The 10,868-nt window shown below is 44.6% G+C and carries 10 protein-coding genes and 1 other RNA gene; 6 read left to right on the forward strand and 5 right to left on the reverse strand.

The window, feature by feature from the left end; genetic code table 11:
* The first annotated feature begins 242 nt into the window (after positions 1 to 242).
* Positions 243 to 1,061, forward strand: coding sequence for a transglutaminase-like domain-containing protein (locus tag EWV68_RS05990; protein WP_287169164.1), 819 nt, complete (start codon positions 243 to 245; stop codon positions 1,059 to 1,061).
* Positions 1,062 to 1,254: 193 nt separating this feature from the next.
* On the opposite strand, the gene EWV68_RS05995 is transcribed toward EWV68_RS05990, so the two are convergent.
* Complete coding sequence (locus EWV68_RS05995) at positions 1,255 to 2,061, reverse strand: DUF8623 domain-containing protein (protein WP_287169166.1); 807 nt, start codon at positions 2,059 to 2,061, stop codon at positions 1,255 to 1,257.
* An 81-nt stretch (positions 2,062 to 2,142) separates the two neighbouring features.
* Here EWV68_RS05995 and murG point away from each other — a divergent pair, with 81 nt between their 5' ends.
* The gene (murG, locus tag EWV68_RS06000; RefSeq protein WP_287169168.1) at positions 2,143 to 3,216 is read left to right on the forward strand and encodes an undecaprenyldiphospho-muramoylpentapeptide beta-N-acetylglucosaminyltransferase; all 1,074 of its coding nucleotides are present in this window, start codon (positions 2,143 to 2,145) and stop codon (positions 3,214 to 3,216) included.
* On the opposite strand, the gene EWV68_RS06005 is transcribed toward murG, so the two are convergent.
* The 3 genes from EWV68_RS06005 to EWV68_RS06015 form a co-directional block, all read right to left on the reverse strand.
* On the reverse strand, positions 3,198 to 3,788 hold the full coding sequence (locus EWV68_RS06005; protein ID WP_287169170.1) for a Uma2 family endonuclease: 591 nt from the start codon (positions 3,786 to 3,788) through the stop codon (positions 3,198 to 3,200). The genes murG and EWV68_RS06005 overlap by 19 nt on opposite strands.
* A 35-nt stretch (positions 3,789 to 3,823) precedes the next feature.
* The gene (locus EWV68_RS06010) at positions 3,824 to 4,684 is read right to left on the reverse strand and encodes a fructosamine kinase family protein (protein WP_287169172.1); all 861 of its coding nucleotides are present in this window, start codon (positions 4,682 to 4,684) and stop codon (positions 3,824 to 3,826) included.
* Between the two features lie 189 nt (positions 4,685 to 4,873).
* Positions 4,874 to 6,163 carry a M16 family metallopeptidase gene (locus EWV68_RS06015; RefSeq protein WP_061433137.1) on the reverse strand — a complete coding sequence of 430 codons (1,290 nt, stop codon included), beginning with the start codon at positions 6,161 to 6,163 and terminating at the stop codon, positions 4,874 to 4,876.
* Between the two features lie 216 nt (positions 6,164 to 6,379).
* Between EWV68_RS06015 and ssrS the strand changes: the two genes are divergently transcribed.
* From ssrS to EWV68_RS06030, 3 genes are all read left to right on the forward strand, one after another.
* Positions 6,380 to 6,567: non-coding RNA, 6S RNA (ssrS, locus tag EWV68_RS06020), on the forward strand.
* A 199-nt stretch (positions 6,568 to 6,766) separates the two neighbouring features.
* Complete coding sequence (locus EWV68_RS06025; RefSeq protein ID WP_287169174.1) at positions 6,767 to 8,146, forward strand: NAD(P)/FAD-dependent oxidoreductase; 1,380 nt, start codon at positions 6,767 to 6,769, stop codon at positions 8,144 to 8,146.
* Positions 8,147 to 8,198: 52 nt separating this feature from the next.
* Positions 8,199 to 8,453, forward strand: a complete 255-nt coding sequence (locus EWV68_RS06030; protein WP_045359227.1) for a hypothetical protein — start codon at positions 8,199 to 8,201, stop codon at positions 8,451 to 8,453.
* 323 nt (positions 8,454 to 8,776) lie between these two features.
* On the opposite strand, the gene ccmP is transcribed toward EWV68_RS06030, so the two are convergent.
* Positions 8,777 to 9,418 carry a beta-carboxysome protein CcmP gene (gene ccmP / locus EWV68_RS06035; RefSeq protein ID WP_002802816.1) on the reverse strand — a complete coding sequence of 214 codons (642 nt, stop codon included), beginning with the start codon at positions 9,416 to 9,418 and terminating at the stop codon, positions 8,777 to 8,779.
* A gap of 290 nt (positions 9,419 to 9,708) precedes the next feature.
* Between ccmP and EWV68_RS06040 the strand changes: the two genes are divergently transcribed.
* Positions 9,709 to 10,755 carry a glucokinase gene (locus EWV68_RS06040; RefSeq protein ID WP_287169176.1) on the forward strand — a complete coding sequence of 349 codons (1,047 nt, stop codon included), beginning with the start codon at positions 9,709 to 9,711 and terminating at the stop codon, positions 10,753 to 10,755.
* Positions 10,756 to 10,868 lie beyond the last annotated feature (113 nt).

Genomic DNA, 10,868 nt, shown 5'->3' on the forward strand with positions numbered 1-10,868 from the left:
CCTGAAAAAGTGCCTACCATTGGAGTGATTGGGGGGAAAATTTAGGGATTTTTTCCCTGAAAATTAGGTAATTGACCACCTGAAAATGGGTAAAACCCCACACCCCACACCCCACACCCTGCCCCCACGAAAAACTTTTTCAGCAGCCCCTAAGTAGTCGGGCCTAACTTTTTTCAGTCTGGCGATTATTGGCGTTTCCTCTCTACCAATCCTGACAAAATTTCATTTAGATAGGAGTCCTAATGTTAATCCATGTTGGTTATGAATTTGGCTTTGATGTCCCCTTACCCGTGGTCATGTTGTTAAAACTTTATCTACACCCCTCAATTTTAAATCAAGTTAGACAATCGGAAAATTTGCAGGTGGAACCGGCAACAAAAATAGAAGAATTTTTAGATAGCTTCGGTAATCGAACCAGTCGTCTAATTTTACCCGACGGACAGATCCGCATTCACAATGAAGCAGTTATCGAGAATGAATGGAAACCCGATATCGTTAATTGGAATGCCCAAGAAATTCCTTTAGCAGAGTTACCAACCCAAGTTTTTCCCTACCTAATGAGTAGCCGTTATTGCGAAGTAGATTTGCTTGCGGAAATTGCCTGGGAACTTTTCGGACAAACTCCCCCCGGTTGGGCAAGGGTACAAGCGGTTTGTGATTGGGTTCATAGTCACATTCGTTTTGGTTACGAATACGCGCGGGTGACGAAAACCGCCTATGATGTCTATCGGGAAAGAACGGGGGTTTGTCGCGATTTTAACCATCTAGCTTTGACTTTTTGCCGTTGCCTAAATATTCCTGCCCGTTATGCCTCCGGCTATCTCGGAGATATCGGTATTTCTCCCCAACCTCTACCGATGGATTTTAGTGCTTGGTTTGAAGTTTATTTAGACCATCAATGGTACACCTTTGATGCTCGTCATAACACCCCCAGAATCGGGCGGATTTTAATGACTCGCGGCTTAGATGCCGTCGATGCTTCCCTAACAACTTCTTTTGGTCAAGTAAATTTAACAAAATTTAAAGTATGGACGAGCGATGTTTCCCACCTCTATGCTTAATCAGAGTATTTATTAAACCTCTTGCATAATTAATTTTTGAGGGTTCAAAAACGGCAAAAATAAGGATTAAATTGCCTGAAAGTGCCAGCCATTGGAGTGAACGGGGGGAATAAAACCCTACACCCCACACCCTACACCCTACACCCCACACCCCACCAACAAGCTTTTTCAGCAAACCCTACTTAGATAAAAATTACTTTTCTACCTTAACCCGTTGAGTAACGACAACAATCCCATCTCCTTGAATTAAAATCGCCGATAACCAACGATTTTCTGGTGTTGCCGGTGCTTTTACCCGCTTAAATAAACCGCCAGACTGTAATAATTCCAATTCTAGAGGCTTTGTATTAATATAACGCTCAATATCTACTTTCTCATCGATCGCCGCTCCAGCCAATAAATCATCCCCCAAAGGTTCGCGAACAATCACATCAAAATCAAATTCTTCACCCACTTTCACCCTTTCCGGAATTCTCACTTGAATACTGGGGGGATTTTTGCCGGTGCTTAACTCAACTCTCTCGCTTAAAATTTCCTGATAAACCAGTTTATTGCCTTGAAATTGCTGACGAGAACGAATAGTAGCATTCATTCCCACCACTCGTCCCTGCACCTTTCCCGTCCCGGTAATTTTAGTAATTGTATTGGCCGTTAACTTATCACCAGAACGACTCCAAGATTCGAGAGTAGTGGTGTATTGTAGATTGTTATAACGTTCCCAAAAATGAGTTAAAGCCTTTTTAGTTTTTTCGTAGGTCAAGCCATCGGAGTTAGTAAATTTCGGACTATAAAACTCCATTAATTGCTTGAGATCTCGCTCATTAGCCGCCGTTTCGATTTTGGAGATAAGGGTTTTTAAATTAGCCGGGGCAGTTTCTGGCTTTTCGGCCCGCAGACCGGTAGCAAGGGCAAAAGTTAACCCCAAACCTAACAGCAACGACAGGGAAAAATTGAGGGATTGACGAAAAAATTTATCGGGGATCGTGTTCAAGTTACGCATTAGTGATAGTTTGTGTAAGGATCGATCAATAACTATGGTAGATTATTTCATTCTAGGGCTGAATTTCCCCTCTCTCGAATTATGGCACGCACTCCAACCCGTCTATTGATTGCCGCTAGTGGTACTGGTGGTCATTTATTTCCCGCTTTGGCCCTGGCCGAGCGCTTGCCGGATTACGAGATTGAATGGTTAGGAGTTCCAGACCGTCTCGAACAGTCCTTAGTTCCAAAAACCTATCCCCTGCACACCATCCCCATTGAGGGATTTCAAACCCGTTTGGGGTTAAAAACTCTCAAGATTCTGTTCAGTCAACTGCGGGCCATTTGGCAAGTGCGTAGTTTAATCAAAAAACGTCAGATAGCGGCAGTTTTTACCACCGGGGGTTATATCGCGGGCCCGACCATTTTAGCGGCTCGTTTAGCCAATATTCCCGTCATCCTACACGAATCTAACTACATACCGGGCAAAGTCACGAAAGTTCTCGGTCGCTGGTGCGATACGGTTGCCCTCGGTTTTCAGGGAACCGCCAGCTATTTACCCGGCACTCGCACCACTTGGGTTAGTACACCAGTACGGGAGCAGTTTCTCATTCCCCAGTCCCTAGATTTACCGATTCCAGAGACTGCTTTTTTAATTGTCGTTGCCGGTGGTTCTCAAGGGGCCGTGGCTCTTAATCAACTTGTGCGACAAAGCGCTCCCCAATGGTTAGAAAAAGGCATTTATATCGTGCATCTCACGGGAGAAAACGACCCCGAAGCGGATAGTTTGCGCCATTCTAACTATTTTTCCCAGCCTTTTTACGACAATATGGCAGGATTATGGCAAAGAGCTAATCTGGCTATCAGTCGCTCCGGTGCCAGCACTTTAACAGAATTAGCGATCACTTGTACGCCTTCGATTTTAATTCCCTATCCTTTTGCTGCCGAAGACCATCAGTTCTATAATGCCCAAGTTTTCGCTGAAGCTCAAGCCGCTTATCTTTATCGTCAAAATGAGTTAACTGCTCAGTTTTTAGGCGAATTAGTCCTGGATTTATGGTCTAATCCCGAAAAATTGGCCGCCATGGCCCAACAAGCTTCTCATCTAGCCATTAGTGACAGTGCCGATTTATTAGCCGATTTGTTGAGAAGAAAGAGTCACAAAGATAGTTTTTGAAACAAATCAGCCACCGGAAAAGTGAACCCCGGAACCACATCTTCCCCCTCCAGAAAATCTCCTGATGTTAATAATCCCTGCGGTTCGTACCCGCAACGATAAACTAAAACATAGTGTTGACGGGGACTGATAACCCAGAGCAAACGAGTCCCATTGGCAAAATATTCGGCAATTTTGTCCTCGATTTCTGCCACTGTATTCCCTGGAGAGAGAATTTCTACCACTAAATCGGGCCCACCTTCTAAAAAACTCGTCGGCAATTCTTCCAATCCTTGCAGACGTTCCTTGGCAAAAAAGGCTATATCAGGAGAACGTTTATTGCCATTTTTCATAGTAAAAGCAGTGCTGGAGTCCAATAATACCCCTAGTTTTCGAGATGTTACTAAAGCGAATAAAGCAGCACTTAAAAGAATGGCAATATAACCGTGTAAAGCCCCAGAATTCCCCAGATTAATTAACTCTCCCTTGACCAATTCGTAACGATTACCATCGTCAGGTAACGCCATAAACTCTGCATCAGTCCATACTTTTGTCTCTGGAGTTTTCATCACAGTAGTTTCTCGAATAGACATAACTTATCCTCGGTAAAGATTCACAAGTAAAACCCTTAAAGAATTTCCTGTAACATCCGATTGGCCTGGGAAGCGTAACCACCACCAAATAAATTAAAGTGATTGAGAATGTGGTAGAGATTGTAAAGAGTTTTGCGCTGTTGATAACCGGCATCGAGGGGGAAAACATCGTTATAACCCCGATAAAAAGCCGCCGGAAAACCGCCAAAAAGTTCCGTCATGGCTAAATCTACCTCCCGGTCTCCCCAATAGGTGGCCGGGTCTAAAATTACTGGTTCCCCATCGACGGTAATGGCCGCATTTCCCGACCACAAATCACCGTGGACGAGGGAGGGATGGGGTTGATGCTGACTCAAAATCTCGCTAATAGCGGGAATAACTTGATCCTCGTCGGGAAAATTGCCGCCGCGCTCCTTCGCAAGTCTTAATTGATAGCCAATACGCTGATGAGCGAAAAAATCCGCCCAATTATTACTAATGGTATTAATCTGGGGAGTAGAACCAATGGTATTATTACACTGCCAACCAAAGCGATCGGATAAAGAAACTTGATGTAAATGAGCTAAATTTCGCCCCATTTTTTCCCAGCTTTGACTATTGCCACCGCCGAATTCTAGCCACTCTAGCACTAAATAACTAGATTTCTCGGCAATTCCCCAACAAATTGGCTTTGGAACCCTGATAGTTTTGGTAGCGTGAATTTGCTTTAATCCTAAAGCTTCGGCTGCAAACATGGCCTCTTGGTTCGCTTGGTTAATCTTAACGAAATAAATTAAACCATTGCCAGTGACGGCATAACCCTGATTGATGCAGCCACCACTAACGGGATGACTTTTCTCGATTTCAAAGGGTTTTTCCGTGGTTTGGGCAATATGTCGGGCAATTTGAGTCCACATAGGTTATCAGTTATCAGTTATCAGTTATCAGTTATCAGTTGTAAGTTTTAAGTTATCAGTTATCAGATGTAAGTTATCAGATGTAAGTTTTAAGTTAATTAGTTATTGATTTATTTATTTATCTTCATCTTTATCCCTGATTACTGTTCACTGATTACTGATTACTGATTACTGATTACTGTTCACTGATTACTGAATTGGTCTTACCACCACCACACCGTAAGCGTGGGGATTTAAATACTCTTGACAGGCATTTTGAATATCCTCTAAAGTGAGGGCTTCAATGTGTTGGGGATAACAAAAAGCTGGTTGTAAATCACCGATCTGAGTATGATAATAACCGTAAAGGTTGGCTCGATCGCTCGGTCTTTCATTGCTAAAAATAAACCGATTGGCCACTTGGGTTTTGACTCGTTCCAGTTCAGAAACTGTCACAGCTTCCTGTTGAATTTGTCCAATCTGTGCTACTACCTCCCTTTCCACTTGCTCGATATTTTCCGAGGCTAATTGGGCCGACACGGAAAACACTCCTTGCACTGCTTGGGACATATTACTGGCAGTTATTTGGGAAACTAAGCCCTTTTCTTGGCGCAGAGATTGAAATAATCGCGATACCTTGCCCTGACCGAGAATAGCCGCTAAAACATCGAGAGGATAGGTTTTTTCTAAGTCTCTCAACCCCGGCACTTTCCAAAATAGGATTAAGCGGGCCTGCTGCAAATTTTCATCCTCGTATTCTTGACGGATAATCTCGTTAAAGGCAGCTTCGGGCTTTAGATGGGCGATAGGATGGGAAATAAGCCCAGAATTGCCCTTACTGCCTAAAGTATCTAGAGAATCGCTCACAATAGCCATTAAATCATCTACAGGCAAATTACCCACCACTGCCACCGTCATCCATTCGGGACGATACCAAGTCTGATGAAAATCGCGCATTTGTTGAGGAGTAAGATTTTCAATCACTGCCGTCGGACCCAACACCGGACGACGATAGGGTAAAACTTGAAAACAGGTCTCCATGGTGCGATAAAAAGTGCGCCGACGGGGATTATCCTGAGAACGACGAATTTCTTCTAAAATAACCTGTCTTTCCCGCTCAAAAGCTTCATCGGGGATTAAAGCTTCTAAAACCACTTCTAGCTGCAGCGGGGCCAGATGGGCGAAGTCCTGCGGGGCAGTGGTAATGTAATAATGGGTGTATTCTTGGCTAGTAGCGGCATTAGTCACCGCTCCTCTCGATTCGATCGCCCGTTCAAATTCACCACTGTCTAAGTTACGGGTTCCCTTAAAAACCATGTGTTCGAGAAAATGAGCCATCCCATTGATCTGATCCGATTCTAAGGCCGAGCCGACCTGCAGCCAGACATTGAGATTAACCGCTTCTACCGGTTGACTTTCGGCAATAATCGTTAAACCATTGGCAAGACGGTGCAGAATCGGAGTGTTAAGCGTGGCAGGTTTCCCTAGGATAGCCGTCATTCTTTATTAGTCCTCGGTAATCACTCTGGCAAAAATTGTCACTTTTCTCTATTGTAGTCCCAGACTTTCACAGAGCAAACAAGATCAGGTGTTGGGTGTTAGAAGTCAGTATTCAGGAGACAGGAGACAGGAGATCATTTCATTTATCCTCCCCACACCCCACTTCCCCACTTCCCCACTTGCCTCTGAGAAAAAAAAATGCTATGATAAAACTAAATCGGGCTTCTACGTTGGTGACTGCCTTTCAAGTTTTTTGATCTATGCTTGATTGTGATAAGGGAGCAAGTAACCAATCCGTGTGGTAGTAAACCGAGCTTGTACTCGGAAACAGAAACGCGGAATATAAGTTCCCACCTGGTTAACCCAGGTCATAAACTTAGGTAAAACGGCGTAGCGGTCTTTTCAAGTTTTTCGAGCATATATAGGCCAAATTCTGGGGAGATTCCCTGTACTTCCTTAGTTTTGCCCTCTTGGTTGGTCAAAAAAGCCAGTATCTATATTTTTTTCTAGGTTAAAGACTACTGTTTTCGGTAACGTTTGTCACCGCTAAATTGTGACAATCTGGACTACACTAGGGGAAAATTTATGAATTATTGTTAAGCAATGACTGAAAAACAGCCAAGAGTTGTTATCATAGGCGGCGGATTCGCGGGTTTATACACGGCCAAAGCCCTAAAAAACGCTCCCGTTCACGTTACCCTCATCGATAAGCGAAATTTCCATCTTTTTCAGCCCCTCCTCTATCAAGTCGCTACTGGGGCGCTGTCTCCGGCCGATATCTCCTCACCTTTGCGCTTAATCCTACGGGGCCATGAGAATACAGATATTCTCCTCGATCATGCCATAGATATAGATCCAGTTAAGGGAGAAGTGATCTTGGAAGATCACCCACCGATCGCCTACGATCAGTTAGTTATTGCCACGGGAGTCAGTCATCACTATTTTGGCAATGATCAATGGCAACCCTACGCTCCCGGGTTAAAAACCATTGAAGACGCAGTAGAAATGCGTCGTCGCATCTATCTAGCTTTCGAGAAGGCCGAGAAAGAAATCGATGCCGAAAAGCGGCAAGCTTTATTAACTTTTGTTATTGTCGGTGGCGGACCGACGGGGGTAGAATTAGCAGGGGCGATCGCTGAAATTGCCCACGGTGCGCTTAGGTCTGATTTTCACCAGATTAACCCCACAGAAGCGAAAATTTTGCTCTTAGAAGGGATGGATCGAGTATTACCCCCATATTCACCCGATTTATCCGCTAAAGCTGCCGCTTCTCTCATAAAATTAGGGGTGACAGTGCAAACTAACAGCATCGTTACCAATATTGTTGAAGGTTGTGTCAGCGTCCGTCAGGGAGAAAAGACGACAGAAATCGCCGCCGAGACAATTTTATGGGCAGCAGGGGTAAAAGCATCGAGAATGGGGCGAATTTTGGCCGAAAGAACCGGGGTAAATCTCGATCGCGTCGGCCGGGTAATCGTCGAACCGGATTTAAGTATCGCTGGTTATGCCAATATTTTTGTGATCGGGGATCTGGCTAATTTTGCCCATCAGGGAGATAAACCTTTACCCGGAATTGCCCCCGTGGCCATGCAGGAGGGCGAATATCTGGCCAATTTATTAATTTCTCGCCTAAAAGGGCAAACTATTCAACCTTTTCATTATATCGATCGAGGTAGTCTGGCAGTTATCGGCCAAAATGCGGCCGTGGTTGATTTGGGATTTGTCAAGTTTTCCGGGTTCATCGCTTGGTTAGTCTGGGTTTGGGCCCATATTTACTATCTGATCGAATTTGATAATAAATTAGTGGTGATGGTGCAATGGGGTTGGAATTATTTTACCCGCGGTCGTGGCGCTCGTTTGATTACGGGAGAGGGGCAGAATTTAGCCTCGGGACAATTGCCGCAAAATAACGGCCAAAATAATAACAATCTTGCCGTTTCTAACCAGAAGGAAACTCTCTCTCCACCAATTGTGAAAGTGTGAAAAAATAGCCGTGATTATCTAGTTATCAGTTAGCAGGTAAGAACAATCGATCATGAAAATAGAACATCCTAACAGTCTAGAAATTACCCCAGAGGAAAGCCAAGAATTAGAATATTTACGAGTTACAATTGAACGAGCGATCAAAGATGGTGTGATCACAAGAATAGAATTTGAATCGATTAAAACGATCATGTTTTCTAACAAGAAAAATAATCCCGATCAAATCCTTCGGCAGGTGACACTCTATCGCCATTTAGTCGTTGAAAAACTGAATAATAGCGAACTAATTTTTGAATCTCCTCAATAGGGTGAAATGCTGTTGTAAGCTGCCCGCGCATTTAAATTGCTTGTTGAGATAGGGTGCATCTCACATTTGCAGGAATACCGACAATCAGCAATTGTCAGTGACTCTTAGATGATGACAAATGTATCAGCAGCTGCGTGTAAGCATCCCACCGAAAAGCTAATGCGCGGGGGGTTTGGGGGGTAGAACCCCCCAAAAGCTTGGATTGAGTAATAAAATCGGAAGTAATGCCCAATTTTAGCCGAGAGTTTCCAAGTAAAAATCCCAATTGGTAGATTGACAAAAATGAGATGCACCCTTACCTCCTGCCTTTTGCCTTTATTAGCTTATTCTTTTTTGTCGCTACCCGGAAAAGCTCGACCTTGAATATTTTCTAAAGCTGAAACTGCCGCTTGGGAACCGGCGATAATATCCCGTTCTTCTCCCCCTAAATATAAGCGGCCAAAACTGCCGACGGAAGTAACGTGTAGGATATTAATTAAAGCGGCTTTTTCCGCCTGATTAGCGGCTAGGGAAGCGTAGGCGGCTGGTTGTACTTCTAGAACATATAAAGTCTGTCCTGCCATTAACATCATACCCCTAGAACTACGGTTAATTAATTGGGCTTGGTAAGCGTCAATGTTGCGAATAATTTGGCTAGAGACAATTTGCGGTTTCAGACAATCGCGCTGACTAACGCCTAAATACTGCAAAATTGCCTGACCGGCCGCCCTTACCTCTCCCTGACTGCTAGAATGGAGTTCTAGGAGTCCGTAGAGTCGTTCTACGAATAGAACCCCCGGACGAACCACGGCGGATTTGAGGGCAATATCGGTGATGCGATTAATCTCGATGCCGGGGGAAATTTCAATCCAGAGGGAAGCATCCCCGGGTAAGGGTAAAAATCCTTGGGCGACTGTACCGATGTAAGCGGCGTGTTGAAGCTGTAAATTGTCAAGATAAACGTAACTGCGAAGTTCTACACCCAAGCTAATTTCTCCCTCTCTGGTCTATCTTAAAAAGTTATGGGGACAGTGATAGGTTTTGCCGCCCTATCGATCGCCTTAAGGCCACAGTTAGACCTAAAATGTCTTTAAGTCCCGTTTCTGTCCTCTGGCAAATCCCCATTCCAACCCCGGAGCGACGATTAATCAATCCTTAATTAGGGCTTAGGCATTACCATCTTTCACTATAGTATAGAATTGGGTTTCCTTGGATTTACTGGGGAGAAGCGGTAAAAAAACTATAATTATGGGGACAAACTCAGGGAAAAACCAGCATGACGATTCTTTTAGGGGGAGATATCGGGGGAACTAAAACAATCCTGCGTTTAGTGGATTGCCAAAACTCACCGGATAGTCCCCAACCCCTGCTAACTACTCTCGATCAAGAAATCTATCCTAGTGAACAATACCCCGATCTGGTGCCGATCGTCCAGCAGTTTTTGGCCCGACAGGCTACTATTCCCCCAGTGGCAAAAGCTTGTTTCGGTATTGCAGGTCCAGTGGTTAACAATAGTTCCGAATTGACTAATTTAAGTTGGTCCCTAACTGGCGATCGCCTAAGCCACGAGCTGCAGATTGAGCGGGTAAAATTAATTAATGATTTTGCGGCGATCGGTTATGGGGTGTTAGGATTAGCCCCAGAGGAGCTGCACAATCTACAGTCAGCCCCGGCAGTACCAGAGGCCCCGATTGCGGTTATCGGTGCAGGAACTGGGTTAGGAGAGGGTTTTTTGATTCCTATCTCGAAGGGTAAATATCGGGTGTTTGGTAGTGAGGGTTCCCACGCCGATTTTGCCCCTCGATCGAGTTTAGAATATCAACTATTAAATTATCTCTTGGATCTCTATAATATCGAGCGCATTTCGGTGGAACGAGTGGTTTCTGGCCCTGGAATCACTTCTATCTATCGATTTCTCCACGATAGTAACTCTAGTCAGTCGTCACCGGCCATGGCGGAAATTTACCGCACTTGGTTAGCAGAAATGGGTAAACCGCAAAAAACCGTCGATTTAGCGGCTAAAATTGCCAGTTTTGCCCAAGATAACTCGGATTATCTCTGTTATCAAACCATGAAAATCTTTGTCGAGGCCTACGGTGCGGAAGCGGGCAATTTAGCCCTCAAGTTGCTTCCCTACGGAGGATTATACATCGCGGGAGGGATTGCGGCCAAAAATCTTCCCCTAATGACCGAGGGTAGCTTTATGAAGGCTTTTCGGGCTAAAGGTCGGATGAGGGAGCTATTAAGCAATATTCCCGTCCATATCGTCCTTAATGCCCAAGTGGGACTGATGGGGGCAGTTTCCTGCGCTAGTCAGCTTTGACATCCTCACCGCCGTAAACGGACGGTGATTCCCAAACCTCACGATTTAGGTTTCTGCTTCTTTCCCTTGCGGGGTTCCGCACCTGCCTTAACAGATTTACTCTGTTCTGGTCT

Origin of the sequence: Microcystis sp. M_QC_C_20170808_M9Col (genome assembly GCF_007095495.1) — a bacterium.
Lineage (GTDB): Bacteria > Cyanobacteriota > Cyanobacteriia > Cyanobacteriales > Microcystaceae > Microcystis > Microcystis aeruginosa.

What these genes read in the sequence shown, in the direction of transcription:
- murG (WP_287169168.1), top strand. Translation starts at nt 2,143, where the DNA reads ATGGCACGCACTCCAACCCGTCTATTGATTGCCGCTAGTGGTACTGGT.
- EWV68_RS06040 (WP_287169176.1), top strand. Translation starts at nt 9,709, where the DNA reads ATGACGATTCTTTTAGGGGGAGATATCGGGGGAACTAAAACAATCCTG.
- EWV68_RS05995 (WP_287169166.1), bottom strand. Translation starts at nt 2,061, where the DNA reads ATGCGTAACTTGAACACGATCCCCGATAAATTTTTTCGTCAATCCCTC.
- EWV68_RS06025 (WP_287169174.1), top strand. Translation starts at nt 6,767, where the DNA reads ATGACTGAAAAACAGCCAAGAGTTGTTATCATAGGCGGCGGATTCGCG.
- EWV68_RS06010 (WP_287169172.1), bottom strand. Translation starts at nt 4,684, where the DNA reads ATGTGGACTCAAATTGCCCGACATATTGCCCAAACCACGGAAAAACCC.
- EWV68_RS06005 (WP_287169170.1), bottom strand. Translation starts at nt 3,788, where the DNA reads ATGTCTATTCGAGAAACTACTGTGATGAAAACTCCAGAGACAAAAGTA.
- EWV68_RS06015 (WP_061433137.1), bottom strand. Translation starts at nt 6,163, where the DNA reads ATGACGGCTATCCTAGGGAAACCTGCCACGCTTAACACTCCGATTCTG.
- EWV68_RS06030 (WP_045359227.1), top strand. Translation starts at nt 8,199, where the DNA reads ATGAAAATAGAACATCCTAACAGTCTAGAAATTACCCCAGAGGAAAGC.
- EWV68_RS05990 (WP_287169164.1), top strand. Translation starts at nt 243, where the DNA reads ATGTTAATCCATGTTGGTTATGAATTTGGCTTTGATGTCCCCTTACCC.